This is a genomic window from Streptosporangium pseudovulgare (assembly GCF_014648055.1).
In the GTDB taxonomy this organism is placed as follows: Bacteria; Actinomycetota; Actinomycetes; order Streptosporangiales; family Streptosporangiaceae; genus Streptosporangium; species Streptosporangium pseudovulgare.
The window spans coordinates 1-24,164 of sequence record NZ_BMQJ01000038.1; the positions used below are offsets into that span (position 1 = coordinate 1).

The 24,164-nt window shown below is 72.9% G+C and carries 24 protein-coding genes and 1 pseudogene; 12 read left to right on the forward strand and 13 right to left on the reverse strand.

Features of this window, described 5'->3' with window-relative positions:
• Nucleotides 1-236 precede the first annotated feature (236 nt).
• Nucleotides 237-1,025: an SAM-dependent methyltransferase gene (locus tag IEZ10_RS37430; RefSeq protein WP_189251239.1), complete on the reverse strand. Its 789-nt coding sequence runs from the start codon at nucleotides 1,023-1,025 to the stop codon at nucleotides 237-239.
• A 219-nt stretch (nucleotides 1,026-1,244) separates the two neighbouring features.
• Here IEZ10_RS37430 and IEZ10_RS37435 point away from each other — a divergent pair, with 219 nt between their 5' ends.
• Nucleotides 1,245-1,706: a YkvA family protein gene (locus IEZ10_RS37435; RefSeq protein ID WP_189251240.1), complete on the forward strand. Its 462-nt coding sequence runs from the start codon at nucleotides 1,245-1,247 to the stop codon at nucleotides 1,704-1,706.
• 452 nt (nucleotides 1,707-2,158) lie between these two features.
• Here the strand turns inward: IEZ10_RS37435 and IEZ10_RS37440 are convergent, their stop codons facing one another.
• A complete protein-coding gene (locus IEZ10_RS37440) occupies nucleotides 2,159-2,491 on the reverse strand; it encodes a DMT family transporter (RefSeq protein ID WP_189251241.1) in 333 nt (110 codons plus the stop codon).
• 61 nt (nucleotides 2,492-2,552) lie between these two features.
• Nucleotides 2,553-3,272, reverse strand: a complete 720-nt coding sequence (locus IEZ10_RS37445) for an FMN-dependent NADH-azoreductase (protein ID WP_189251242.1) — start codon at nucleotides 3,270-3,272, stop codon at nucleotides 2,553-2,555.
• An 88-nt stretch (nucleotides 3,273-3,360) separates the two neighbouring features.
• Here IEZ10_RS37445 and IEZ10_RS37450 point away from each other — a divergent pair, with 88 nt between their 5' ends.
• Both IEZ10_RS37450 and IEZ10_RS39645 read left to right on the forward strand, forming a co-directional pair.
• Nucleotides 3,361-3,996: a TetR/AcrR family transcriptional regulator gene (locus IEZ10_RS37450; protein ID WP_229812053.1), complete on the forward strand. Its 636-nt coding sequence runs from the start codon at nucleotides 3,361-3,363 to the stop codon at nucleotides 3,994-3,996.
• Nucleotides 3,997-4,123: 127 nt separating this feature from the next.
• The gene (locus IEZ10_RS39645; protein WP_268246428.1) at nucleotides 4,124-4,282 is read left to right on the forward strand and encodes a DUF2000 family protein; all 159 of its coding nucleotides are present in this window, start codon (nucleotides 4,124-4,126) and stop codon (nucleotides 4,280-4,282) included.
• A 61-nt stretch (nucleotides 4,283-4,343) separates the two neighbouring features.
• Here the strand turns inward: IEZ10_RS39645 and IEZ10_RS37460 are convergent, their stop codons facing one another.
• The 3 genes from IEZ10_RS37460 to IEZ10_RS37470 form a co-directional block, all read right to left on the reverse strand.
• The gene (locus tag IEZ10_RS37460; RefSeq protein ID WP_189251244.1) at nucleotides 4,344-5,759 is read right to left on the reverse strand and encodes an MFS transporter; all 1,416 of its coding nucleotides are present in this window, start codon (nucleotides 5,757-5,759) and stop codon (nucleotides 4,344-4,346) included.
• Nucleotides 5,756-6,514 carry a TetR/AcrR family transcriptional regulator gene (locus IEZ10_RS37465; protein WP_189251245.1) on the reverse strand — a complete coding sequence of 253 codons (759 nt, stop codon included), beginning with the start codon at nucleotides 6,512-6,514 and terminating at the stop codon, nucleotides 5,756-5,758. Before IEZ10_RS37465 ends, IEZ10_RS37460 begins: the two co-directional genes overlap by 4 nt.
• Before the next feature lie 115 nt (nucleotides 6,515-6,629).
• Complete coding sequence (locus IEZ10_RS37470) at nucleotides 6,630-7,247, reverse strand: TetR/AcrR family transcriptional regulator (protein ID WP_189251246.1); 618 nt, start codon at nucleotides 7,245-7,247, stop codon at nucleotides 6,630-6,632.
• 438 nt (nucleotides 7,248-7,685) lie between these two features.
• Between IEZ10_RS37470 and IEZ10_RS37475 the strand changes: the two genes are divergently transcribed.
• Both IEZ10_RS37475 and IEZ10_RS37480 read left to right on the forward strand, forming a co-directional pair.
• Nucleotides 7,686-8,588: a manganese catalase gene (locus tag IEZ10_RS37475; RefSeq protein ID WP_189251247.1), complete on the forward strand. Its 903-nt coding sequence runs from the start codon at nucleotides 7,686-7,688 to the stop codon at nucleotides 8,586-8,588.
• Nucleotides 8,589-8,625: 37 nt separating this feature from the next.
• On the forward strand, nucleotides 8,626-9,975 hold the full coding sequence (locus tag IEZ10_RS37480; RefSeq protein ID WP_189251248.1) for an Nramp family divalent metal transporter: 1,350 nt from the start codon (nucleotides 8,626-8,628) through the stop codon (nucleotides 9,973-9,975).
• Between the two features lie 90 nt (nucleotides 9,976-10,065).
• Here IEZ10_RS37480 and IEZ10_RS37485 read toward each other — a convergent pair whose 3' ends face one another.
• Nucleotides 10,066-10,872: an SDR family NAD(P)-dependent oxidoreductase gene (locus tag IEZ10_RS37485; RefSeq protein WP_189251249.1), complete on the reverse strand. Its 807-nt coding sequence runs from the start codon at nucleotides 10,870-10,872 to the stop codon at nucleotides 10,066-10,068.
• Nucleotides 10,873-11,296: 424 nt separating this feature from the next.
• Here IEZ10_RS37485 and IEZ10_RS37490 point away from each other — a divergent pair, with 424 nt between their 5' ends.
• A complete protein-coding gene (locus tag IEZ10_RS37490) occupies nucleotides 11,297-11,836 on the forward strand; it encodes a dihydrofolate reductase family protein (protein ID WP_189251250.1) in 540 nt (179 codons plus the stop codon).
• A gap of 32 nt (nucleotides 11,837-11,868) precedes the next feature.
• On the opposite strand, the gene IEZ10_RS37495 is transcribed toward IEZ10_RS37490, so the two are convergent.
• Both IEZ10_RS37495 and IEZ10_RS37500 read right to left on the reverse strand, forming a co-directional pair.
• Entirely contained in the window at nucleotides 11,869-12,177 is a 309-nt protein-coding gene (locus tag IEZ10_RS37495; protein WP_189251251.1) for an AzlD domain-containing protein, read from the reverse strand.
• 103 nt (nucleotides 12,178-12,280) lie between these two features.
• Complete coding sequence (locus tag IEZ10_RS37500) at nucleotides 12,281-12,979, reverse strand: AzlC family ABC transporter permease (RefSeq protein ID WP_189251252.1); 699 nt, start codon at nucleotides 12,977-12,979, stop codon at nucleotides 12,281-12,283.
• 68 nt (nucleotides 12,980-13,047) lie between these two features.
• On the opposite strand from IEZ10_RS37500, the gene IEZ10_RS37505 reads away from it, so the two are divergent.
• The 3 genes from IEZ10_RS37505 to IEZ10_RS37515 are packed head-to-tail and all read left to right on the forward strand — an operon-like array spanning nucleotide 13,048 to nucleotide 15,007.
• Nucleotides 13,048-13,632 carry a helix-turn-helix domain-containing protein gene (locus IEZ10_RS37505; RefSeq protein WP_189251253.1) on the forward strand — a complete coding sequence of 195 codons (585 nt, stop codon included), beginning with the start codon at nucleotides 13,048-13,050 and terminating at the stop codon, nucleotides 13,630-13,632.
• 60 nt (nucleotides 13,633-13,692) lie between these two features.
• A complete protein-coding gene (locus IEZ10_RS37510) occupies nucleotides 13,693-14,181 on the forward strand; it encodes a hypothetical protein (RefSeq protein ID WP_189251254.1) in 489 nt (162 codons plus the stop codon).
• On the forward strand, nucleotides 14,156-15,007 hold the full coding sequence (locus tag IEZ10_RS37515) for an alpha/beta fold hydrolase (RefSeq protein ID WP_189251255.1): 852 nt from the start codon (nucleotides 14,156-14,158) through the stop codon (nucleotides 15,005-15,007). The genes IEZ10_RS37510 and IEZ10_RS37515 overlap by 26 nt, the downstream gene beginning before the upstream one ends.
• Before the next feature lie 470 nt (nucleotides 15,008-15,477).
• On the opposite strand, the gene IEZ10_RS37525 is transcribed toward IEZ10_RS37515, so the two are convergent.
• Nucleotides 15,478-15,831 carry a VOC family protein gene (locus IEZ10_RS37525; RefSeq protein ID WP_189251256.1) on the reverse strand — a complete coding sequence of 118 codons (354 nt, stop codon included), beginning with the start codon at nucleotides 15,829-15,831 and terminating at the stop codon, nucleotides 15,478-15,480.
• Nucleotides 15,832-16,281: 450 nt separating this feature from the next.
• On the opposite strand from IEZ10_RS37525, the gene IEZ10_RS37530 reads away from it, so the two are divergent.
• Both IEZ10_RS37530 and IEZ10_RS39650 read left to right on the forward strand, forming a co-directional pair.
• On the forward strand, nucleotides 16,282-16,461 hold the full coding sequence (locus IEZ10_RS37530; protein WP_189251257.1) for a hypothetical protein: 180 nt from the start codon (nucleotides 16,282-16,284) through the stop codon (nucleotides 16,459-16,461).
• Nucleotides 16,462-17,089: 628 nt separating this feature from the next.
• Nucleotides 17,090-17,627, forward strand: a pseudogene (locus IEZ10_RS39650) (IS5 family transposase); the annotation flags it as partial.
• A 146-nt stretch (nucleotides 17,628-17,773) separates the two neighbouring features.
• Here the strand turns inward: IEZ10_RS39650 and IEZ10_RS37540 are convergent.
• Nucleotides 17,774-17,914, reverse strand: coding sequence for a hypothetical protein (locus IEZ10_RS37540; protein WP_189251259.1), 141 nt, complete (start codon nucleotides 17,912-17,914; stop codon nucleotides 17,774-17,776).
• 159 nt (nucleotides 17,915-18,073) lie between these two features.
• Nucleotides 18,074-19,432, reverse strand: coding sequence for a serine/threonine-protein kinase (locus IEZ10_RS37545; RefSeq protein ID WP_268246429.1), 1,359 nt, complete (start codon nucleotides 19,430-19,432; stop codon nucleotides 18,074-18,076).
• A 357-nt stretch (nucleotides 19,433-19,789) separates the two neighbouring features.
• Here IEZ10_RS37545 and IEZ10_RS37550 point away from each other — a divergent pair, with 357 nt between their 5' ends.
• Nucleotides 19,790-20,860 carry an IS3 family transposase gene (locus tag IEZ10_RS37550; RefSeq protein ID WP_373287459.1) on the forward strand — a complete coding sequence of 357 codons (1,071 nt, stop codon included), beginning with the start codon at nucleotides 19,790-19,792 and terminating at the stop codon, nucleotides 20,858-20,860.
• A gap of 168 nt (nucleotides 20,861-21,028) precedes the next feature.
• Here IEZ10_RS37550 and IEZ10_RS37555 read toward each other — a convergent pair whose 3' ends face one another.
• Nucleotides 21,029-24,145, reverse strand: coding sequence for an AfsR/SARP family transcriptional regulator (locus IEZ10_RS37555; RefSeq protein ID WP_189251262.1), 3,117 nt, complete (start codon nucleotides 24,143-24,145; stop codon nucleotides 21,029-21,031).
• Between the last annotated feature and the right edge of the window lie 19 nt (nucleotides 24,146-24,164).

Below are 24,164 nucleotides of genomic sequence, written 5' to 3' on the forward strand. Positions count from 1 at the left end.
CCGCGCCGTACGAGCTGGAGCGGGCCGACGGCGCGTACTCGCCCGTGGAGATCGCGATCCGCCGGGGCCTGGGACGGGACACCTCCGGTCCGGACGGGGACGGCACCGACCGCAGCGCCGGGTAGACCTGCTTCGATCTCAACGGGATTTCCTGTACCTCGACTACTCACGCCCGGATACACCGAGGGCAGGGGCGGCGAGGGCGGCCGCCCTCGCCGGGCCTGGACAGAAGGAGGTCAGCGGCTCAGCGCGCCGACGGCCGCCAGCATCTCATGCGACCGCTCGGGGTAGGGCTCGAATTCGGGGGCGACCGGCCGCCAGTCCGCGGGCGGGACGAGACCCGGGGGCAGGAGGTCGAACCCGTCGAACAGCGCGTTGATCTCGGCGCGGGTGCGGAGGTTGACGGGGTTGCTGGTCCGCTGGTAGATGGCCTCTCCGATCTTGATTTCCTCCTCCGACATGGTCTCGGAGCAGGCGTGGGTGACGGCCAGATGACTGCCCGGGGCCAGGGCGTCGCGCAGGGACGCGACGACGGCGTGGACGTCTCCGGGAACGAAGTGCAGGACCGCGACGGCGATCAGCCCGATCGGCCGGTCGAAGTCGAGGGTGGCGCGCACCCTGGGGTGTTCCAGGATCTCCTTGGGGTCGCGCAGGTCCCCGTCGACGGTGACCACGCCGTCGCCGTCGACGGTCGCCTGGCGGTGTGACACCACGGCGGGGTCGTTGTCGACGTAGACGACGCGGGCGCCGGAGTGGAGGGTGCGGGCGACGTCGTGGACGTTGGGGTGGACCGGGAGCCCCGAACCGAGGTCGAGGAACTGGGTGACGCCGGCCGCGGCGATCTCGCGGACGGCGCGCAGGAGGAACCCGCGGTTGGCGCGGCCGGCGTCGCGGATGCTGGGGAACGCGCTGACGAGCATGTCAGCGGCTTCACGGTCCGCCCCGTGGGTGTCGTCCGTGCTGCCGAGCAGGTGGGCGTAGATACGGGCGGAACTGGGCCGTGATCCGTCGGTGGGGTGTGCCATCGGGGGCCTTTCGCGTGCGGGGACCGGCGGTCGGTGCTACGAAGATCGTCGCCGATGCCCGCCGGGATCGCAGGCTTTTCCAGGGACCGGCCCGTACAGGCCCTGCGCGGCTGCCGATGGTACGTTCGCGTCACCAGGCGGTGGCGCCGGACAGTGGCACCGGGAAGCGGCGCCGGATCCGGGGAAGAGACGCCGTGGCCCGGCCGGCGAAGGAGTGGCATGACCGGCTCGTGGGGGTGGGATCTGCTACTGGGCGTCGCCGCCGCGCTGGCGCTGACGTGGGTGGCGCTGGTGGCCGTACTGGTCGCGGTACGGCCGCGCGGCGACCTGCTGCGCGAGGCGCTGCGGCTACTGCCGGACGTGCTGCGCCTGGTGCGCCGGCTGGCCGCCGACCCGGAACTGCCGCGCGGCGTACGGATCAGGCTCGCCCTGCTCCTGGCCTACCTGGCCTTCCCCCTGGACCTGGTGCCGGACTTCATCCCGGTCCTGGGCTACGCCGACGACGCCATCGTCGTCACCGCGACGCTGCGCTCGGTGGTGCGCCGAGCCGGGCTGCCCGCGGTGCGCCGCCACTGGCCCGGCACCGAGGACGGCTTCGCCGTACTGTGCCGGCTGACCGGGCTGACGGAGGGACCCGGCGGTGTTCATGGCGACGCTGCGCGTCGCGGCTCGGGGGCTTGAGCCCGATGTCTTCCCTCGTCGTTCACTCGCTGCGCTCGCTCCCTCCTCAGTCCAGACACCGGCGCCCCCTCGCTGTGTTCATGGCGACGCTGCGCGTCGCGGCTCGGGGGCTTGAGCCCGATGTCTTCCCTCGTCACTCCGTCGCTCCGCTCCTGCGTTCCTCAGTCCAGACACCGGCGCCCCCTCGCTGTGTTCATGGCGACGCTGCGCGTCGCGGCTCGGGGGCTTGAGCCCGGCGTCGTCGACCATCTCGACGCGCGCACCCCGTTGCGCCGCGCGGCCGACGCCGACGTCCGAACGCATCGCACCGTCCGCCTGCGCCCGCCGTACCAGCTCGTCGAGCCGCCGCACCAGTGCCCGCCTCTCCTGCGGCGCGGAGGTCCCGGCCTCCGGGCCCGCGCCCCGGTCTTCGGGTCCGGGGACGCGGGCCCGAACAAGGGCCGTACCGGGTCTCACCCGGCGTCGGGGGAGGTGAGGCGGGCGAGGACGACACCGCCGATGATCAGGGACAGCGCGGCCAGGCGACCGGCCGTGACGGGGTCACGGTGGACCACGATGCCGAGGACGATCGCGCCGACCGCGCCGATGCCGGTGAAGACGGCGTAGGCCGTACCGACGGGTAGGGTCTCCATCGCCCGCGACAACAGGTAGACCGCGACGACGGCCAGCGCCAGGCACAGCAGCGTGGGCAGCGGCCTGGTGAAGTTCTCGGTCGGCTTGATGCTCTGCGACCAGGCGATCTCCACCAGGCCGGCCGCCACCAGCAGAATCCAGCTTGTGTTCATGGCGACCTGTTCTTATTGCGACCTGTGTTCATGGCGACGCTGCGCGTCGCGGCTCGGGGGCTCAAGCCCGGTGTCTTCCCTCGTCACTCCGTCGCTCCGCTCCTGCGTTCCTCGGTCCAGACACCGGCGCCCCCTCGCGGGTCAGTTCGCGGGCCAGGTGGCGTATGGCGGTCCCGGCCGCGTCGCGGGAGGCGGCGTGCTCACCGCGCAGGTGGTCCAGCGCCGGATCGACCAGCGAGTTGGTCAGTTCGGCGCTGACGAACACCGCGTCGTCGACGCCGAAGTGCCCGGCGAAGAAGTCGCGCAGGTAGCGCTCCTGGTGGTCGTACGGCTCACGCGGCGTGCCGGGCCCGTAGGAGCCGCCGCGCGCGCAGGCCACGACGAAGCGCCGCCCGGCCAGGGACATGCGGGGGAAGGTGATCTGGTCGATCCACGCCTTGAGCGCGGCGGGGATCGAGAAGTTGTACATCGGGGTGCCGATCAGCACGACGTCGGCGGCGACCACCTCCTCCAGCAGCGGCCGCACGACGGCCCAGGCGGCGGCCTGCTCGGATGTGCGGACAGCCTCGCCGTAACGGCCGATGTCGGTGATGGCGTGGCGCAGGACGTGGTCGCACAGTTCGGTCCACGCCTCGCCGATCGGAGGCACGGGATCGGCGGCCAGGTCGCGGTAGGTGACCTCACCGCCCGCGGCCCGCCACTCCTCGGCGAAGGCGGCGCTCAGTTCCCGGGAGAAGGACGCGCGGCGGGCGCTGGCGTCCAGGTGCAGCAGTCGGGGCATCACGGGTTCCTCTCAACCGGACACTGTGTCCGGTTGAGAGGACTGTAGCACAACCGGACACTGTGTCCACTTGACTAGAATCGGAGACGTGACGCCACGGACCGATCTGCCGAACGACACCGCCGCGCGACCGCGCGAGCGCACTGACCTGCTGACCGACGCTTCCACGCGACCGCGCGAGCGGGCCGACGCCGCGCGCAACCGGGAGAAGGTGCTCGCCGCCGCCGAGCGGCTGTTCGCCGAGCGCCGCCCGGTGACCATGGAGGAGATCGCCCGGGCCGCCGGGGTGGGGCGGGGCACGCTCTACCGCCGCTACCCCGACCCGGCGTCGATCGCGCTGGCCCTGCTCGACGAGCACGAGCGAGGGTTGCAGGAGCGGCTGCTGCGCGGCGACCCGCCGCTCGGGCCGGGCGCGCCGCCGGCCGAGCGGCTGTCCGCGTTCTACGACGCGATGACGGAGCTGCTGGAGCGACACGGGCATCTGGTGCTCGGCGCGGAGACCGGCGCCTCGCGCTTCGCCGCCGGAGCCTACGGTTTCTGGCGCGCGCACGTGCGGTCCCTGGTCGTGGCGGCCGGGGTGCCCGGGCCGGATGCGCTCGCCGACGCGCTCCTGGCCCCGTTGGGGCCGGAGGTCTACGACCTGCAGCGGCGCAACGGCGTGCCACGCGAGGAGGTCGCATCCGCCCTGGCCAGGATCGCCCGCGCGGTCCTGGCACCGTCCTGACCGGCGCCGCTCCGGCCGGTGCCCGGCCCCTGGCCGCGGTCCTGATCGGCGTGCTCCTCCTTCACCGGCGCCTCTCGCCTCCGGCGTGGGCCGGCTGCGCCCTGCCCATCTCCGGAACGGTCACCGCGTGCCTGCCGCCGCCGCCCAGAGCACCCGCGTCTACAGTGACTTCATCGCCGCCGTGGGCAAGACCCAGCCCGAGGACATGGACTACTGCGCGGTCAGCATCGTCGGCCCGCGCAACCGGGTCGACAAGATCGTCGGAAAGCTACCCCTCATGCCCTGAGCCGGGATCGACGCCATGCCGCTCGACACCTACCTGTCCGCGCTGCTCCCGGCCGCCGCCGTCACCGGGCGGAGGCCGTACGGTCACCACGGGCGCCGTGCGCCGTCTCCCGGGGCGCCGGCCGCGAGGCGGGCAGCAGGGCCGCCGGGAGGACGGCGAGGGCGGTGAGCGCTGCCAGCCAGAACATGACGGGGTCCGCGGCCCGGCCGGGGGCCGCCGCGGACGTCCCGGCCGCGACGGCGGGCATGAGGCCCGCGGTCACGGCGGTGCCGAGGGCGGTGCCGATGTTGGCGGCGGTCTGCTTGAGGCCGCCGACGACCCCGGCGTACCCGGCGGGCGCGTCGCCGACGACGGTGCCGGTGGCGGTGACCATCACGGCGGCGAAGCCCGCGCCGAGGACGGCGAAGCCCACCCCGGCCGTCCACCCGTCGAGCGGGAGGGACAGCGCCGCGATGCCCGACGCCGCCAGGAGTACGCCGGTGACGGCGGTGCGGCGCGCCCCGTACCGGCCGAGCGCGACGCCGGCGACGGGGGCGCCGACGACCATGAGCACGGTCAGCGGCAGGGCGCGCAGGCTGCCGGCCAGCGCGTCGAGCCCCAGCAGGTCCTGCAGGCGGAACGTGGCCGAGAACAGCGCGCCGAACATGCCGGCCGCGGCGACCAGCAGCATCGCCATCGACGCGGCCACCGGCGTCGACCGGGCCACGGCGCGGGGCACGATCGGGTGACCGGCCCGGCGTTCGTGCGCGGCGAACGCGACCATGGCCGCCGCGGCCGCGAGGAGCCCGAGCAGCGTCGGCGCGGCGCTCCAGCCGCGGTCCGGCGCCTGCGACAGCGTGCCGGTCAGCACGGCCAGGGCGAGCGCGATCAGCGCCGCGCCGCCGGCGTCCAGCCGTTCCGGCGCCGCACGCGGCACGGGCGGCGTGCGCACCGCCAGGGCGAGCGCGGCGGTGGCGAGCGCGAGGGGGACGTTGACGACGAACACCGAGCGCCAGCCCAGGTGCGCGACGAGGAACCCGCCGAGGAGCGGGCCCGCCGCCGAGGCGACGCCGATGGCGGCGGTGCGCAGGGCGACCGGGCCGGCGAGCCGGTCGCCGGGGTAGGCCAGGCGCAGCAGCGCGAGCGTCGCCGGCTGCAGCAGCGCGGCGAACACGCCCTGGACGGCGCGCAGGCCGATCAGCCAGCCGGCGGTGGGTGCGAAGGCGATGGCGGCCGAGGCGACCCCGAACCCGAGCGTGCCGATGACCAGCAGCCGGACGTGCCCGTGGCGGTCGCCGAGGCGTCCGGCCAGGACCAGCAGCGCGGCCACCGCGACCAGGTAGGCGGTGCTGGCCCACTGCGCCTGCGCCAGGTCGGCGCCCAGCTCGCGGCGCAGGCTGGGCTGCGCGGCCAGCAGCACGGTGCCGTCCAGCGCGACGATCGCCGCGCCGGCCACGCTCGCCGCCAGCGCCAGGCGGCGTCGTACGGAGTCGCTCACCGGGGGGCCGGCCCGAGGTGGGCCTCCAGGGCGGCCTCGACGAGCCGGCCGAGGCGGCCGGCGTCGGCGGGCGCGGCGTCGAGCATCAGCGGCAGGCTTCCCCAGCTCCACAGCTGGGCGAGGCCGTGCAGGTTCGCCCACAGGGCGGCGGCCGTCACCTCCGGCGGCTCGGTGTCCCCTTCCCGGCCCCCGGGGCCGGTCGCTTCGTACTCCTTCCGCTCCGCCCGGTGCCGGGCGACGAGTTCGACGAGGCCACGGAACAGGGGCCGCGTCGTCTCCCGCAGCCGCGGCCGCTCCGGCGCGGAGCCGCCCGCCTCGCCGTTCTCCCGGCCGGGCGTGCGGTCATCCGTACGGTCGCCCGGGTGTCCGCCGGGCCGGTCATCGGCCCCGCCGTCCGCCGGGGCGGCGGCCGGGCCGTCGCCGTCGAGCAGGTCGTGGCGGAACATCAGCTCGAACATGCCGCGGTTCTCGACGGCGTAGGCGACGTAGGCCGTACCGATCGCCCGCAGCCGCTCGCGCGGCGTCGCCGTGCCCTCACCCGCGGCGGCGAAGCGGGCGGCGAGGTCGGCGAACCCGCGGTGGGCGATCGCCGACAGCAGCGCGTGGTGGGTGGGGAAGTACCGGCGCGGCGCGCCGTGCGACACCCCGGCCCGGCGGGCGATCTCCCGCAGGCCCACCGAGGCGCTGCCCCCGGCCGTCACGAGTTCCACGCCGGCGTCGACCAGCCGCTCCCGCAGGGAGCCCTCAGAATCCATAGACAGTGTCTACCATTGCTCAGTAGACACTGTCTATGGAAAGGTCGGCCCGCCGGATCCCCGGCGGCGACGGGAAGATCTCCGCGCGGACCCGGCGGCGGTGGGCGGCCCGGCCTCAGTGCTCGGGCGCCCCGGGGCACACGGACCGCCATCCGTGCTCGAGCAGATCGAAGGCGCGGGCGATGGCGGCCTCGGGGTCGGGGCCGTCATGACCCAGGCTGCGGGCCTCCAGCGCGAAGTGGGCGAGCGCCCGGCAACCCGGGTCGGCGGGGGGAGCTCCGATCTCGTCGGCGATCGCCGCGGCCAGGTCGATCTCATGCTCCAGCCACATGCGGCGGAAGTACTCGCGCAGCGCCGGAGTGTCGTCGACGAGGCGCACGAGCCCGACGAAACGCGGGTCGGCGTCCCTGCTCTTGAGGAGCCTGGCGTGCAGGATGTGCTCGCGCAGCGCCCCGGGGATGGACCGCCCCGGCGGTCGCTCCCGTACGGCCGCCAGCAGGGCGGCCTTCATGTCGTCGCTCTCGTCGAAGACGAGGGCTTCCTTGCTCGGGAAGTGCTTGAACAGCGTCGTGGTGGACACGTCGGCCGCCTCGGCGATGTCTCGGATGCCCACCTTGTCGTAGCCCCGCTCCAGGAAGAGCCGCAGGGCGGCGTCGGCCAGCGCCTGGCGGGTGGCTGCCTTCTTGCGCTCGCGCCGTCCCAGCGGTGCGCCCTCGGTCGCGGTGTCGGTCATGGGCCCCATCGTACGCCTAGGGTGATCTGAGCAAAAAGTTTCATCGCTTCATTTGTGCATCGAGTGTTCTTTTCTGATGGTGCCGACGGTGTACGCCGCCCCGCCCCCTTTCCCCTGCTCCGCGAAAAGGACGACGCCGGCTCCGCCCGCGGCGAGGCGAGCGGGGCGGCGTGCCCCCGGGCCACCGGGGCGGCACCGGGAGCGGCGGACGGTGATCATTGCGTTACCGTCCGTGGCGTGATATCTCCGAATGAGGACGTGGCAGGAACTTTGCCCGGCACGGAACGGCGCAGGGTGTGGCGATCCGGCCCGGGTCCGGGGGACCGTGATGCAATTCTCAGGCGCCCCCCGCGAGATCCACCGGAAGAGGAGTCCTTGTCCCGGCGGGCGGCGTACGGCTCCGGGCGGCTCTCATCCGGCACGACCCGAGGAGCGAGCATGTTCTTCCACACCAAACGCCTGCAGTTCGAAGCCAAGCCGGAAAAGCCCGACCCCGTCTACGCCCACAAGCTCCAGGAGCTGCTCGGCGGCGCCTACGGCGAGATGACCGTCACCATGCAGTACCTGATGCAGGGCTGGAACTGCCGGCTCCCCGGCAAGTACAAAGACCTGATCATGGACGTCGCGACCGAGGAGATCGGCCACGTCGAGATGATCGCCACGATGATCGCCCGCCTGCTGGAGGGGGCGCCGGCCACCGCGACCACCAAGATGGCCATGGCCGATCCCGTGGTCGGCGCGGTGATCGGCGGGATGGACCCCCAGCAGGCCATCGTCTCCGGCGGCGGCCCGCTGCTGGCCGACAGCAACGGCTACCCCTGGAACGGCCGCTACGTCATAGCCAGCGGCAACCTGCTCGCCGACTTCTACGCCAACGTCGCCGCCGAGGCCCAGGGCCGCATGCAGGCGGCGCGGCTGTACAACATGACCGACGACCCCGGCGTCAAGGACATGCTGAAGTTCAACCTGGCCCGCGACACCCTGCACCAGAACATGTGGCTGAAGGCCATCGAGGAGCTGCAGTCCGACGGCCTGGAGCCCCTGCCCGTCGCGCCGAACGCGTTCTTCGAGGAGGAGCACGCCGAACACGCCTCGGCGATCTGGAACCTGTCGGAGGGCGACGAGGGCGCGCAGGGCGGCTGGGCGTCGGGCACGCAGCCGGACGGCAGGCACGAGTTCTCCTACTACATGGAGCCCCGCGCGCTGGGCGACGTCGCCATGCCGCCGCCACCCGACCCCAAGCTGTACGACACCTACGACGGCAGCCTGGGCGAGCCGCGCGGCCCGGTCCTGGGCACCGAGACCGGCCCGATGGGCAAGATCAAGGACGTACTGAGCTGACCCGCCCGCGGGCGGCCTCAGACGATGGGAGGCGCGCGTGCTCGATTCCCCCCGCGGCCGGGACGGGACGCCGGCCGGCGGACCGGCGCCCGCCGTCCTCGGCCCGCCGGGCCCGCGCCGGGCGGCGCGCCTCACGGCGCTGGCCCGGCTGTGCGGCCCGGCGTTCGTCGTCTCGGTCGCCTACATCGACCCCGGCAACTTCGCCACCAACATGTCCGGCGGCGCCCGCTACGGCCACATGCTGCTATGGGTGATCGCCGGCGCCAACGTGATGGCGATGTTCGTCCAGGCCCTGTCGGCCAAGCTCGGCATCGCCACCGGCCGCAGCCTGCCGCAGGTGTGCCGTGACCGGCTGCCACGCCCGCTGACGCTGCTGCTGTGGACGCAGGGGGAACTGGTGGCCGTCGCCACCGACCTGGCGGAGTTCATCGGCGGCGCGCTGGCGCTGAACCTGCTGTTCGGCCTGCCGCTGCTGCCGGCCGCGGCGCTGGTGGCGGCGGTGTCGTTCGCACTGCTGGGGCTGGCGCCGCGTGGGCGGCACCGCTTCGAGGCGGTCATCGGCGCCATGCTCGCCGTCGTGCTGGTCTGCTTCGCCTACCAGGTGCTGGACTCGGGCTCCCTGTCCGGCGCGGCCGCCGGGCTGGTGCCCCGCCTGGCCGGGCCCGAAAGCCTGCTGCTGGCCACCGGGATCATCGGCGCCACCGTCATGCCGCACGTCATCTATCTGCACTCGGCGCTGACCCGCCACCAGGCGAGCCCGCCGGGCGGCGCGTCCGGCGTGTCGGGTGTGTCGGGCGTGTCCGGCGCGGTGGACCCGGCCGATCCGGCGGGCCTGGCGGGCCGCCGTACGGCGGTGCGGGCCAGCCGCGCCGACATCACCCTCGCCCTGGGCGTGGCCGGCCTGGTCAACATGGCGATGCTGACGGTCGCCGCCGCCACCTTCGACGGCGGCGACCCCGGCAGCCTCACGGCCGTGCACGCCGGCATCGGGGCGGCGCTCGGGCCGGTCGCGGCGCTGGCGTTCGCCCTGGCGCTGCTGGCCTCGGGCCTGGCCTCCTCCAGCGTGGGCACCTACGCCGGTCAGATCATCATGGAGGGCTTCCTGCGCCGCCGCGTGCCGCTGACCGTGCGCCGCCTGGTGACCATCGCGCCGGCCATGGCGATCCTGGCCGCGGGGGTCGATCCCACCGACGCGCTCGTGCTGAGCCAGGTGGCGCTGTCGTTCGGCATCCCGTTCGCGTTGGTGCCGCTGGTGGCCTTCACCGCCAGCCGTCGCGTCATGGGGCCGCTGGTCAACGGCCGGCTCACCACGGCGCTGGGCGCCGCGGTGACCTGCGCCGTCACCGTCCTGAACGGTGTGCTGCTGGCGCAGGTGCTCACCGGCTGAGACCGCAGGGAGAGCCGGCCGTGCCCGCCCGCCGTACGGCGGGACGCACCGTACGGCGGGGCGGGCTTTTCCGCCTTTTCCAGGGGGCCTTCAGACGGCCTTGGAGAAGCCGGCGTCCACCGCGAAGTCGGCGCCGGTGGTGCTGGCCGAGCGCGGCGAGGCCAGCAGGGCGATCACGTCGGCGACCTCCTGCGGGTCCACCAGGCGCCCGGTGGTGAGGTTCATCATCTGCGGCGCCACGGTGTCCATCACACTGTCGCGGTCGGTGCCGGCCTGGGCGGCGATGATGTCGGCCGCGCCGCCCTCCTCGGTCCACCACGCCGTGCGCACCGGGCCCAGGGAGACGGTGTTGACCCGGATGCCCTGCGGCGCGTACTCCTCCGACAGCGTCTGGGTGAGGGTGTTCAGACCGGCCTTGGCGGCGTTGTAGTCGACGTTCATCGGGGCGGGCTGACGGGCGACGCCGGAGGAGACGTTGACGATCGAGCCGCCGCCGCGCGCCAGCATCAGCGGGATGGCGGCCCGGACCGCCCGGACGGCGGAGAAGAGGTTGAACTCGAACATCCGCCGCCAGTCGTCGTCGGTGGGCGCCATGAACGAGAACCGCGGCAGGCTCACCCCCGGCGGGGGACCGCCGGCGTTGTTGACCAGGATGTCCAGGCCGCCGAACTCCGCCTCGGCGCGGGCCACGACCTGCGCGGGGGCGTCGGGGTCCATCAGGTCGGCCGGGACGTGCACGAGGTCGCTCCCGGCCAGGTCGTCGAGGCCCGGGCTGGTCTTGCGGGAGGCGGCCACCACCCGGGCCCCCTCGGCCAGCAGGGTGCGCACGACGGCCAGTCCCACGCCCTTGGAGGCGCCGGTGACGACGGCCACCCGTCCGGAAAGCTGCAGATCCATCGAAAGTCTCCGTTCCTTGCGGCGGCCTTCGCCGCCGGCCGCGGTCCGCCGCGGTCTTCCGGTGTGCGGCCCGCCGCGCCTCCCGGGGCGGGGCGGCGGGCCGTGATCTCGACAGTAGGCCGGTCGCGAAGACATCGTCCGGCGGCGGCCGGACGTGCAATTCCAGCGGTGATCGGACATGCAATCGCCGGTGGTCTGCGGCGCGTCCGTACCCGCGTTTCGGCGGGCCGGGGCGCGGGGTGCGCCGGGCCCGCCGGGACGGCCCCTCCTGATCCGGATCCACCCGGGCCCGGAGGCGCCGGGCCCGCCGGGACGCGGGGCACTCCGATACGGCTCTTGGGGAGATGGCCCCCGCCCGGCGGGCGCGGGAGCATCTCATCAGAAATGATCGCGCCCGGCGCGGGCGGACCACCGAGGAGATGTCATGCGAAAGATCGTCGCCGGTTTCTTCCTGTCCCTGGACGGCGTCATGGAGTCGCCGGAGAAGTGGCACTTCCCCTACTTCAACGAGGAGATGGGCCAGGCCGTGGCGGCGCAGGCGGCCGGCGCCGACGCCATGCTGCTGGGCCGGGCCACCTACCAGGAGTTCGCCGGCTACTGGCCCACCGCGGGCGATGACCCGATGGCGGCGCAGATGAACGAGACGCCCAAGTACGTCGTCTCCTCCACCCTGAAGACGCTGGAGTGGCAGAACTCGACGCTGATCAGCGGAAACGTCGTCGAGGAGATCACCAGGCTCAAGCAGGGGCCGGGCAGGGACATCTCGATCACCGGCAGCGCCACCCTCGTGCGGTCGCTGCTGCGTGAGGGGCTGCTGGACGAGCTGCGGCTGCTGGTCCACCCGATCGTCGTGGGAAGCGGCAGGCGGCTGTTCCCCGAGGGCGGCGAGCAGACGCCCCTGAAGCTGGTGGAGTCGCAGACCTTCGGCACCGGCGTGGTGCACCTGGTCTACCACCCGGCCTGACGGCTCCGCAGCCGCCCCGGGCTCACCCGGGCTCAGGGCACCCCGCACAGCCGCAGGGCGGCCGTGACGGCGGCGGCCGCGACGACGACCGCCGGGAACGGCGCGCGGCGCAGCACCAGGATCCCGGCGGCCAGCACGCCGGCCGGTCTGGCCCAGCCGGCGAAGCCGCCGCCCTCGGTGAGCGCGGCGGTGGCCGCCAGCGCGGTCAGCAACACCGCGGTGGCGGCGGGCAGCAGCCGCCGCAGGCGTCCGGGAAGCTCCATCCGGCTTCGCAGCAGCGGCCCGGCCAGCCGGAACGCGTACGTTCCGGCGGCCAGCACGGCGATGGCGAGCAGGGGCATCGGGTGCGTCTCCTTCGTCGGAGGGTTCGGGCCGCGGGCGGGTTCCCGCCGGGCGGGCCGGGTGCGGGCAGGCGGCGCGGGGAGCCGTCCCGCGCCGGTCGTCTCACGCCGGGTCCCCGCCGTCCGCCGGGCGCGCGCCGGGCAGCGCCAGGCCGCCCAGGGACAGCAGCACCGGCAGGCCGGCGGGCAGGAGCGGCGTGGCGGCGAGGGCGGCGGCCGCGCCGTACAGGGCGGCCCGGCGGGTGGCGCGCTCGCGCAGCGCGGGCAGCGCCAGGGCCAGCAGCACGGCGGGGAAGGCCGCGTCGAGCCCGAGGGCTCCGACATCACCGATGCCGCCGACGGCGCCGCCGGCCAGGGCGCCGCCCGCCACGGCCAGGTTCCAGGAGGCGAACAGCGCGAGCCCGCAGGTCCAGAAGGTGACGCGGCGCGCCCGCGTCCCGTGCCGGGCCAGCACGAAGGCCACCACCTCGTCGGTGATCAGGTGGGCGCCCGCCAGCCTGGCGGCGAGCCGCCCGCCGGGGGCGTCGGCGACGGCGAAGCCGAAGGGCAGCAGGCGGGCGTTGAGGACGAGCCCGGAGGCGACGGCGGCGAGCGGGCCGCCGCCGGCCAGCACCACGCCGAGCGCGGCGAACTGGGCGCCGCCGGCGAAGACCAGCAGCGACATGGCGACCGGCGCCTGCGGCGGCAGGCCGCCGGAGACGGCGATCGCGCCGAAGGAGGCGCCGACGAGCGCGTCGGCCAGGCAGACCAGGGCGATGTCGCGGAGAGCACCGCGACCGATTGTTCGCCATAACGAACGCATAGCCAATATACTGAACACTCCACCGCTGGTCCGTCAAATCGAACGAAACGATCCGATGGAGTGAACACATGGCTGACGGCGCCCCCGTCCCCGGCGAACCCTCGCCCTCCGGCCTGATCGCGTCGATCGCGGCGTCGATCCGCCGGGAGCGCGAGCGCGCCGGCCTGTCGCTGAGCGAGCTGGCCCGCCGCTCGGGCCTGGCCAAGTCCACCCTGTCGCAACTGGAGGCGGGCACCGGAAACCCCAGCGTGGAGACGCTGTGGGCGCTCGGCGTCGCACTCGGCGTGCCGTTCGGCCACCTGGTCGACCCGCCGCGGCCGGCCGTACGGATCATCCGCGCCGGCGAGGGGGAGGCCACCCGCTCCGAACGCTCCGACTATGCCGCCACGCTGCTGGCCTCCTGCCCGCCGGGCGCCCGGCGCGACATCTACCGCATCGAGGCCCAGCCGGGCGAGCCCCGCCTGTCGGAGGCGCACCTGCCCCGCACCGTCGAGCACCTGGTGATCGGCGCGGGCCGGGCGCTGGCCGGCCCGGCCGACGAGCCGGTCGAGCTCGGCCCGGGCGACTACCTGACCTACCCCGGCGACGCCCCGCACGTCTTCCGGGCCCTGGAGCCGCGCACCAGCGCGGTGATCGTCATGGAGCACCGGTGACCCGGGCGGGCGATCCCGCTACTTGACATCGAACAGCAAGTACTTGCTATCGTTCGTCAAGTGAGTACGGCAGAGCACGTCGCGCTGGCCGGTGAGCTGGCCGCGCTGACCGAACGAAGGATCACCGACCCGCTGGAGATCCTGCTCGGCTCCGGCGAGCTGACCGGGCCGGTCAGGGAGCGGCTGCGCATCGAGGCCGAGGTGTGGGCCGCGCAGCTGCTGGGAGCCGACGAGCGGCTCGCGGTCCACACCGCGGCGCGGCTCATCGCGGCGCTCTTCCCCGCCGACGGCCCGTTCGACCCGCCCGACGAGTGGTGGCGCACGGCCTTCGGCCGGGCGGTGGCCCGGCGCGCGGGCCACCCGGGCAGGCAGGCGGTGCCGTTCGCCACGGCCGGGGCGATGCTCGGCATCACCCGCCAGGGCGTCCACGACCTCGTCAAACGCGGCAAACTCGACCGCCACCCCGACGGCGGCGTGACCACCGACTCCATCCGCCGACGGCTCGATCACCCCCAGGAGCGCCATGCCGCACGACACGACCGTCACTGACCACGACATCCCCCTGGCCGTGCGCGACTCCGGCGGGCCCGGCGACCCGGTCCTGCTGCTGCACGGCCTCGGCGGCACCCTGGAGGCCTGGGACGCCCTCGGCCTCGAAGGCCACCGCACCGTCGCCATGGACCTGCGCGGCCACGGCCGCTCCGGCGACGGCCCGTGGGACTGGGAGGCGGCCCTGGACGACCTCGAGGCCGTGGTCAGGTGCCTCGGCCTGGGCGACCCGGCCGTCGCCGGCCACTCGCTGGGCGGCATGCTCGCCGTGCAGTGGGCCCTGCGCCACCCCGAGTGCCCCGCCGTCGTCAACCTCGACGGCCTGCGCTCGGCGGAGAACGACCCGGGCAACTACCCGGGGATGGACCCGGCCGAGCGGGACCGGCACCTGGCGGACCTCAAGGCCGCCTTCGACGCCCAGGCCGCGAGCATGGGCCGGCCGCTGCCGCCCGAAGCCCAGGCGATGTTCCCCGCCAGGGCCCTGACGACAAGGGACGGCCACGTCTATGCCCGGCCCGGCGCCGGGCTCCTCGCGGCGGTGCGCCACACCCCGCCGTTCCGCGACACGATCCCGCTGCTGCGCCGCCTCACCTGCCCCGCGCTGGTGGTGATCCCGACCCAGGACCCGCCGGGCATGCCGGGCGGACAGCTGATGGCGGCGTTCCGCAGGGGAGTGCGCCGCGACCTCGCCGGCCTGCCGCCCAACGTCCGCGTCCAGGAGCTGGACGCCGGCCACGACATGCTCACCGAGCGGCCCGAGGAGGTCGCCGCGCTCATGACGGCCTTCCTGGCGGCGCACCGTCCCGGCGGCGCGTCACCGGCCTGAGGCCCGGGGCGAGCCCGGCCCGGTCCCGGCGCGTCGCCGGTGTGAGCCGGTGCCACCGGGACGGCTCGCCGCCCTAGGGGAGCCGCCCGAAGAGCGCGGCCCGCGCCCGGCCCGAGGGGATCGGCTCGCGCCCGCCCCCCTTTCAGGCCGGTCCCCGGTACGCCCCCGGAGTGCACCCGAAGACGCGGCGGAAGACGTCGATGAAGGCGCTGGCCGACGACCAGCCGCAGCGCCCTGCCGAGGGGGAGTGTGGGTTGGCGGCGTCGACCAGCACGGCCTCTGCGGCCTCGGCGGCCGCGAGCTGCTCGATCGATCCAGAGGACGCCCGCGGCCGTCCAGCGTCGGGCCGGACGACCGGGGGCCGGTGCCCGGCCCCCGGGGCATTTCTCGAAGGTGTATGCGACCGCCGGAGGACGGAGGTTCCGGCCTACCTGGGGACCTGACGCGTGCGGGGCGAGGCGTGGCGCGGGTCAGCAGTACTGGACCAGGCAGAATTCGTGCTCTTCGAGGTCGGCCATCACAACGACCACCCCTTCGTCGAAGTCGTGCCGCTCGCCGGTGAACCGACCTCCGAGGGCGATGACCTGGGCGATGCCCTGGTCGATGTCGTCGACCACGACGTCCAGGTGCAGGCGTGCCTTGCCGTGCTTCGGCTCGGTCACCGGCTGGAAGTTAAGGCGGGGCTGCGGGTCGCCGGGCTGGCCGAGGTAGACCCAGCCGGGTCGGGACGGCAGTCGCGGGCGGTCCAGCAGTGCGCTCCAGAAGTCCGCGACCCGTTCCACGTCAACGCAGTCGATGGTCACTCCGGCCCAGCGGTTCGGCATGTCGTCAGCTCTCCTGCCTGTCGGGTGGAATGTCGGCGGCTCGGGCTTCTCGGCCTGGCGGCCCGTGAGACGAGGGACAGCATCGCATGGTGAGCCCGAGCCGGGTGCGGGGGCTCCCCGGCAACCTCGTTGCCCGGCGACTCGGCTGGATCGGCTGGATCGGCTGGAAGCATTCCTTGCCTTCACCGCGTCAGGTAAGGGCCGGACAGCCTACCGAGCGGGCGTTTTGGGTTTCCGCCGGCTGGGGCAGGTGCCTCCAGGGCAGGCGTACCTTCAGATGGGGAGTCCGTCCGATCCGGGAAGTGTCCAGATCACCGTGCCGTGCCCGGCCACGGTGGAGTGCACCGCACCGACTCGAGAGGAATCTTGTCGGCTATAGCGTCTGGCCAAGACATGGCGGTGGCCGTCATCGTCAAGACAGCGGCCGATGGCCCAGCGACCGTCCTTGCGGTGCTGGAGCAGTTGGATGAGCGCACCTGGAGCATCCAGGCCGCGGCGGAGGAGCGCGCCGGGGAGCGGGCGCAGATTCAGACGATGGCCGGCAACGCCCGGCGGTTCGCCACGCGGGTGCCGATCGTCGTGTCGCTGGTGTCCGGCGTGCTCGGCATCGTGCTCAAGGCCGGGGCCTGACCGGGCCCCGGTCGAGGGGGCCGATGTGGGGTGGGCCGCGCGGAGTGCCTGATGTCATGACTGCCCCCCGCCCTGCCGGTCGGGAGCCGTATCGTCAGGCGGCTGTTCCAGGAGAACCCGCAGAACGGTGACGGCTACCTTGCGCCGAGGCGCCTTGTCCGTTCGCAGAGCGGTCAAGGCAGCGCACGCGACAAGGCCCATGTGAATCATGCACATGCAGGCCGTCAGGCAGGCCATGACGATCGCAACGACGGGTTGTTGCGCCCAGGCCGCTGCTCCAGCTCCTGTTGCAGTTGTCAGGCCAGTTGGCCGTACACCACCAGGGCTCGGGGTGTACGCATGGAATCCCTTTCCTCTCCACTGCCCTCGGGTCACCCCGTGCCGGGAGGCAGTCCCTCAACGAGGAGGGCCCGGCGGCGGCTTCGCAGGAGGCTCATTGCCCCTGTCCTGCCGCTGTTCACCATGCTACGAAACGAGGCATTGGAGCGGGAGGGCCCAACCGCCGACCTGGGTGAAGCAATCGGGGAAGTGGGGGAGCAGATCCCCAAGCCGGCTGAAGGTTTCGCTGCGCATGTGACGATCGCCTACGGCAACGCCATCGAACCCACCGCGCCGGTCGCGGCGGCATCTGGGGGCGGCCGATGCCCTCAACCTCTCCCGGGTCGTGGTGGACTCCTCGCACGTCAGGGCCCTAAGAGCGGGGCGCAGACCCGGGCCGTCGCCGGTCGACCGAGGACGGACCGGCAGCAAACACCACCTGATCGTCGACGCCGCCGGCATTCCGCCGGCCGCTCTCCTCACCGGCGGCAACCGCGGGCGGTGTCACCCAGCTCATCCCATTGCTGCAGGCCGTCCCCCCGGTGCGTGGCAAGCGCGGCCGGCCCCGCAGACGGCCCGACGTCGTCCTGGGCGATCATGGCTATGGCCACGACAAGTGCCGCAGGCAGGTCCGCGCCCTCGGGGTGTGCCCGCTGATCGCCCGACGGGGCATCGAACACGGCTCTGACCTGGGTGAACAGCGCTGGGCCGTGGAGCAGGCCTTCGCCTTACTCCATCACTTCCGTCGTCTGCGCATCCGCTGGGAAGTCCGCGCCGACATCCACGAAGCCTTCCTCACGCTCGGTTGCGCCTTGATCTGCCGGCGTCGTCTCAGCTCATTACGTTAGGCGCTCTTAACCGAGGTTCAGATCACGTAACCCAATATTCGAGCGACACCACCGTAAGCCGCTGTGAACCGGTCGGCAGACCTGCGATCCAGGGAATCCCGGACGCGTAGATCTTCGCATGCTCCGCGCGGAGCGCCCCCGCCGTCTCAGGGGGTTCGCAGCTCATAATGGTAGGTCGCCTCGGGGCACGCGGTGATCTCGCTCGTGACCGGCTTGGGCTGCGGTCCCTTCAGTTCGTAGGAGTAACAGCGGCCGGGAATCGCCGTGACCGACTGGATCTTGACCACGACCCGAACCGGCCCGTCGCGGCTGAAGTGTTGATGGCGTTCGTGGTGGCCCCGTGTCGAGAACTGTGGACTCGGTGATCTATGCGGGTGGGAGGGGTGTCGCCCCCGCGACTCCGGAGGACCCGAGATGTGTGTTCGCCCCAGGTCCTCGGTGCACCGTCACGCCCTCGGTGATTTAGGGAACCGGAAGACGCTGTAGATCAGGACCGCGCAGCCGGGGACATAGGCGTACACACCGGGACCAAGCGCATCGAGCCCCCCTAAACCTCCTTGGGTAGTGAAGAAAAGAGTGAACAGCCCAGCGCTGAGGGCGGTGGAGAGTACATGGAGATGCCGGGGCCAGCGTGGCACGGGGACGAGGGGGGCCCTGCGTGACAGGAACAGCGCTGTCGCGCAGGTGCCGACGTTGAACGCGGCGGCCAGGGTGAGTGGCCTGTGGGTCTGGGAGAGCAAGACCATGGCGAGTGCCATCACTGCGAGGGCGAGCCAGAAGGGGAGGCCGGCGCCAGGACGTGCTGCGCCTGGGGGCGGTGCCGTCGCGGCGGCGGGCGGAGGGGCGGGAGCCGCCGCGGCTCGCGGCGAGGTGGAGGTCGCGGCCCCGGGATCCGGCGAGCTGGGTGCGATGACGGTGGTAGGTAGCGCGTCGGCGACCGCGGTGGGTAGCCACGTGACGGTTCTGGGGACGGCCGCGGTGGATGAGTGGTCGCCGTCGTTCGGTGTGAACAGGGCGAGCTCTTCGATGAGCGCGCCGACTGCCGGACGCTGGGCGGGGTCCTTGACCAGGCAGCGAGCGACAATGTTCTGGACGGGTGACGGTAACCCGGTGAGGTCTGGATTCTCGTACGCGACGCGGAAGTTGAGCGCCTGCGCCGGGCCGATGCCGAAGGGGCCGGTGCCGGTGGCCGCATAGGCCAGCACCGCACCGAGGGCGAACACGTCGGTGGCCGGAGTGACAGGGGCGCCGGTGAGCTGTTCGGGAGCCATGAATCCGGGCGTGCCCACGATCATCCCGGTGCGGGTGAGCGCCGTCGCGTCGGCCGCCACGGAGATCCCGAAGTCGACTACCCGAGGGCCGTCCGGGGCGATCAGCACGTTGGAGGGCTTGAGGTCTCGGTGAACCAGGCCGGCGGCGTGGATGGCCTCCAGCGCCTCGGCCAGGCCCGCCCCCAGAGTCCGCACCGATTCTGCCGGCCAGGGGCCGTGTGTCGCGACGGCATCGTCCAAGGCCAGGCCGCTGACGTACGCGGTGGCCAGCCAGGGGGGTGATCCCTCGGGATCGGCGTCGACCACGGCGGCGGTGAAGAATCCCGTGACCTTTCGCGCTGATGTCACCTCGTGGGCGAATCGGTGGCGGAACCCAGGGTCCTCGGCCAGTTCCGGCCGCACCACCTTGACGGCCACCAGGCGCCCGCTGGGCGAATGCCCCAAGTAGACCCGGCCCATCCCACCAGCCCCCAACCGCTTGGTGATCCGGTACCGCCCTACTTGCCGAGGATCTCCCGGCTCCAGCGCGCCCAAAAGGCTCTCCCCTCGCTCACCCCTGCATCGCCGGCTCGCGGCAATTACACACCAGCAGGTCCAACTACGCAGCCCTGCTTACGACTTGCAGTCAACACTTCACGCAGAACCGTTACGGAAGTCCGCTCATCGTCTGGGAGGCGGGTGCCCGGATGGTCGATCCCGCCTTCCGACCGGATCGTGCGGCGGCGAACCGGCTGTATGAACGTCTCGGCTTCCAGGTCCGACAGTTTACGGTCCACCGCTTCCCGGTCGACGGCTGACCGCCGATCGAGCCATGAGTGCACCCTGATCTCATGCTCCGGTGAACCGCGCCGGGATTGATGGAGGCTCCATCGGCTGGAAAGGATGGAGCTCATGTCAGGTCGATCTGGTCCCTCGCACCCCTCCCAGCGTCGGTATCCGCCAGAGCGGAAAGACCGGGCGGTCCGGATGGTGCAGGAGGCCGTCGAGCAGTCTGGGGAGTCGTTCGGCCTCATCACGCCGGTGGCCCGTCGGGGAACTCGACCCTCGCCCGCCGAGATGAACGCCTTCATCGACGCCCACCGGGCCCGATTCGGTGTCGAGCCGATCTGCCGGGTCCTGCAGGCGGCCCCGTCGACCTCCTACGCCTCCCGCACCCGGCCGCCCTCAGCCCGCGCCACTCGCGATGGGCAACTCAAGACCGACATTCAGCGGATCTACACCGGCGACTACTGCTGCCACGGCACCCGGAAGATCCACCGTCAGCTGCGCCGGGAAGGCCAGAGCGTCGCTCGATGCACCGTGCAGCGGCTGATGGGTGAGCTGGGCATCACCAGCCTGGTCCGCGGCGAGGCTCGCCGCACCATGATTCCCGCCGACCAGGCCGAGCGGCCGGCCGACCTGGTCAGGCGCGAGTCCCACACGCCGGTGCCGAACCGGCTGTGGGTTGCCGGCCTGACCTATGTCCGCACCTGGTCAGGATGGGTGTACGTGGCCTTTGTCATCGACGTGTACTCCCGGATGGTCGTCGGGTGGCAGGTCGCCACCCACCTGCACACCGACTTGGCGTTGGACGCGCTGGAGATGGCCATCTGGCGGCGTGGCCACGACAGCGGTGCGGACCTGTCGCAGCTGGTTCATCACTCCGGCCGCGGGGTGCAATATCTGGCGATTCGCTACACCGAGCGGCTGGCCGACGCCGGTGCGATCGCCTCGGTCGGCTCGCGGGGCGACAGCTACGACAACGCGCCGGCCGAGACCACGATCGGGTCGTACACGACCGAGGTGATCCATCGCAGGGGCCCCTGGAGGGGCCTGGACGACGTGGAGATCACCACGATGGAGTGGGTCGACTGGTACGACAACCGGCGGCTGCACGGCGCCTGCGGCGACCGTCCACCCGCGGAGTTCGAGACTCTCTACCGAACCGACATCGGCCCGGCTATCCTCGCCGGAGCCGGCTGACCCGGCCTCCACGAAACCCGGCGTGGTTCACTCGCTCATCGTGATCAACCCCTTTCGTGCGCTGCCCACCGTAACGGTTCTGTCAATTCCCTGCGGTTGCTCCCGAGGGTCGATCGGGACAAGGATGTCGAGATGCTGGCCCTGCGTCATCAGAGTCACCGCATGGCCTCAACTGGCGCGAAACGCCTCAGCGCTTCCTGAACCCGCGGCCGTGACCGTCCTGTCGCCCGTGTACCGGCCTGGCGCATGCCGTCTCAGGAGGGCGGCGACTTCATTCGCTTCCGGAGCGTCCAGAGCCGTCAGGGTCTTCAGGCAGCGCTCCCAGGTCTCAATGGCCGAGGAAAGGTCGCCGGCCTCGCGGTGCACCTCGGCCAAGGCCCGCAGGGCGACGCCGTACCGGTACGGTGAGGCGATGGCCTGGTAGGTGTCCGCGGCGTCGGTCAGCATGGCGATCGCCTCGCCGAACCGCCGCTGCCGGCGCCGTACCTCTGCCGAGGCGAGCAGGACCCGGGCCTGGCCGACGGTGTCGAAGGCGTCCCGGTACGCGGCCAGAGCCTGCCCGAGGAGGTGGTCGGCGTCGGTCAGGTCGTGTCGGGCGAGCCTGGCGGTGGCCAGCCCTAGGCGGGCGTAGGCGATCCCCATGGGGAATCCGAGCGTGCCGAGGCCGTCCATCGCCTGGGTGAAGCACATTTCGGCGGCCGGCAGGTCACCGCGTGCGAGTTCGATCTCGCCGAGGACGATGCGGGTGAACTCCCGCGCCCGCACGTCGCCGATGTCATGCGCCAGTCGCATTGCCCGCCGTGTATAGGAGGTCGCGTGTTCGAGCCGGCCCTGTGAGAAGTACATCCGGCCGAGACCTCGCAGCACGGAGATCTCCGTACCCCGGTCACCGGCCTCCGCCAGCCCGACGAGCGCCCGCTCGTAGCAGGCCAGCGCCTGGTCATGGCGGTTGCGCAGCCGGTGGAACTCGGCCATGTTGGCCAGGGTCAGAGCATGACCGTGGCGGTCCGCGGCCTGCTCGAACAGCTCAAGGGCCTCCTTGAGCGACTGTTCGCAGGCGCGCGTGTCGTTGCGGGCGAAGAACAGCCGCCCGAGCCCGTTGAGCATGTGCGCCTGACCGCGGACGTCTCCCGCCGCCCGCGCGGCGGGCAGGGCGATCTCATGGGTGATGCGCCACTCGTCGTAATGACCGCGGGTCTCGAACAGGTGCAGGCCGGCGGCGGCCAGCTCCCAGCCGATCTCGTGAGCCCCCAGCGCCGCGCACTGACGGACCGCGGCGACGATGCCCGCTCGTTCGGCGTCCGCCCAGCCCAGAGGGTCCGGCAGGACGTGGCGTCCCGCGACGTCCACGGCGGCGGCCCACGAAGGACTGGTGGGGCGCGGCAGCCGGTAGTCACCGCCGCACAGCCGCACGTGGGCCTGTCGGGTCAGCGTGAGCCAGGCGCTCAGGACTCGCCGCAGCGCGGCGGCGCGTTCGTCCTCGCCGTCTCTTTGCTCTCCGCACTCGCGGGCGTACGCCCGGGTCAGGTCGTGGAGACGATAGCGGGTCTGCCCGGTCGGGTCGCGGCCGGCGACCTCGAGGAGACGGATGTCGGCCAGCTCCTCCATCAGATCCTCCGCCTCGGCGTACGGCATGCCCAGCAGGGCAGCGGCCGGCCAGGTGGCGAAGTCCGGTGCCTCCAGCAGGCCGAGGAGGCGGAAGAGCCGCTGTGCCTCCGGGCGCAGTCCCTGGTAGCCGACGGCGAGGCTGGCCCGCACGGCCTGTGAGCCGTGGGAGAGCCGGCTCAACGGCCCGCTGGAGTCGTTCAGTCTGCTGACGAGCTGGTCGAGGTGCCAGTGCGGCCGGGCGGCGAGTTTGGCCCCGGCGATGCGCACCGCCAGCGGCAGGCAGTCGCACAGGCGCACGAGCCTGGCGGCGTTCTGCGGCTCCCGGGCGGCGCGCTCGGCGCCGATGATGTTCCGCAGGAGGTCGACGGCCTCCTGCGGTGGCATCGTCGGCAGGTCGATGACCCGTGCCGCGGGCAGGCCCGTCAGCCTGCGCCGGCTGGTGACCAGGACCGCGCATCCGGACGTGCCGGGCAGCAGCGGACGGACCTGGCCTTCGTCGTGCGCGTCGTCCAGCACCACGAGGTAGCGCCCGTTCGCGAGGATCCCGCGGTACAGCTCCTCCCGCTGCGCCAGCCCCGCAGGAAGCGCGGCGGGGTCGGCCCCGAGCGCGCGCAGGAGCCGGCCCAGCACCTCCTCAGGGTCCGCGGGATGGTTGCCCTCGCCTCGCAGGTTGACGTGCAACTGCCCGTCGGGGAAGTCACGCCGCAGGCGATGGGCGAGGTGGACCGCCAGGGCCGTCTTGCCCACGCCGCCTTGGCCCGACACCACGCATACCGGCACCATCGGCCCGTCGAGGGCCGCGTCTGGCGTGCTCTGCGCCTGGTGCCGGCGCAGCGTGCCGATCGCCGTCGCCAGTTCCTCCCGCCTGCCGACGAAGTCGACGATGTCCGGCGGCAACAGGCAGACAGGCGGACTCTGTCGCTGAGGCGTGCCGGCATCCGTCTCCCTGCCGAGGAGTTCTGCCCGCAGCCTCCGCAGGTCCTGCCCGGGTTCGGTTCCTGCTCCGTCCGCCAGCGCGTCACAGGCCTGCCGGTAGGCTTCGATGGCCTCGTCGGGCCGCCCGCAGAGCACCAGTGCCCGCATCAGCAGATACCAGACTCGTTCCCGTCGCGGTTGCTCGGCCAGTAAGCGGCGAAGGTCGCTGAGGGTGTCGTGCGGCCGGCCGAGGCTGAGCTTCAGCGCGGCGAGTTCGAGCCGTGCCTGCGTGTGCCACTCCTGCACCTCGCCGACGCGGGCGAGCATGTCGCCGCGCAGCGGACTGCCCTCCGCGGGCCGCCCGCGCCACAGGGTGAGCGCCCTCTGCAACCGCTGCGTCGCGGCCTCGGCCTCATCCCTGCCGGCCTCTGACCGCGCGACCTGGAACTCCGCGTCGAAGACGAGCAGATCGACCTGCTCCGGCGGGGCCTCCAGCGCGTACCCGGAGCCTCGGGTGAGGAGGCGGGCATCGGCCGGGAGCATCCTGCGCAACTGGGTGATGTAGGACTGCACGTTGGCGACGGCTGAGGACGGCGGCGCGTCCCAGAGCGAGGCGATCAGGCGGTCTCTGGACACCGTGGTGTTGACGTGCAGCAGCAGACTGGCCAGCACCGCGCCCGTCTTGCCGCGCGGCCAGGCGGCCGGCCGTCCGCCCACCCGGATGCACACCGGCCCCAAGACGCCGAAGGTCACGTCCACCATGCTGGGCTCCCGTTAGTCG

Excerpts from the sequence above, each read along its gene's own strand:
- IEZ10_RS37430 (WP_189251239.1), bottom strand. The coding sequence starts at position 1,025 with ATGGCACACCCCACCGACGGATCACGGCCCAGTTCCGCCCGTATCTAC.
- IEZ10_RS37435 (WP_189251240.1), top strand. The coding sequence starts at position 1,245 with ATGACCGGCTCGTGGGGGTGGGATCTGCTACTGGGCGTCGCCGCCGCG.
- IEZ10_RS37440 (WP_189251241.1), bottom strand. The coding sequence starts at position 2,491 with ATGAACACAAGCTGGATTCTGCTGGTGGCGGCCGGCCTGGTGGAGATC.
- IEZ10_RS37445 (WP_189251242.1), bottom strand. The coding sequence starts at position 3,272 with ATGCCCCGACTGCTGCACCTGGACGCCAGCGCCCGCCGCGCGTCCTTC.
- IEZ10_RS37465 (WP_189251245.1), bottom strand. The coding sequence starts at position 6,514 with ATGGATTCTGAGGGCTCCCTGCGGGAGCGGCTGGTCGACGCCGGCGTG.
- IEZ10_RS37470 (WP_189251246.1), bottom strand. The coding sequence starts at position 7,247 with ATGACCGACACCGCGACCGAGGGCGCACCGCTGGGACGGCGCGAGCGC.
- IEZ10_RS37475 (WP_189251247.1), top strand. The coding sequence starts at position 7,686 with ATGTTCTTCCACACCAAACGCCTGCAGTTCGAAGCCAAGCCGGAAAAG.
- IEZ10_RS37485 (WP_189251249.1), bottom strand. The coding sequence starts at position 10,872 with ATGGATCTGCAGCTTTCCGGACGGGTGGCCGTCGTCACCGGCGCCTCC.
- IEZ10_RS37490 (WP_189251250.1), top strand. The coding sequence starts at position 11,297 with ATGCGAAAGATCGTCGCCGGTTTCTTCCTGTCCCTGGACGGCGTCATG.
- IEZ10_RS37495 (WP_189251251.1), bottom strand. The coding sequence starts at position 12,177 with ATGCCCCTGCTCGCCATCGCCGTGCTGGCCGCCGGAACGTACGCGTTC.
- IEZ10_RS37500 (WP_189251252.1), bottom strand. The coding sequence starts at position 12,979 with ATGCGTTCGTTATGGCGAACAATCGGTCGCGGTGCTCTCCGCGACATC.
- IEZ10_RS37505 (WP_189251253.1), top strand. The coding sequence starts at position 13,048 with ATGGCTGACGGCGCCCCCGTCCCCGGCGAACCCTCGCCCTCCGGCCTG.
- IEZ10_RS37515 (WP_189251255.1), top strand. The coding sequence starts at position 14,156 with ATGCCGCACGACACGACCGTCACTGACCACGACATCCCCCTGGCCGTG.
- IEZ10_RS37525 (WP_189251256.1), bottom strand. The coding sequence starts at position 15,831 with ATGCCGAACCGCTGGGCCGGAGTGACCATCGACTGCGTTGACGTGGAA.
- IEZ10_RS37550 (WP_373287459.1), top strand. The coding sequence starts at position 19,790 with ATGTCAGGTCGATCTGGTCCCTCGCACCCCTCCCAGCGTCGGTATCCG.
- IEZ10_RS37555 (WP_189251262.1), bottom strand. The coding sequence starts at position 24,145 with ATGGTGGACGTGACCTTCGGCGTCTTGGGGCCGGTGTGCATCCGGGTG.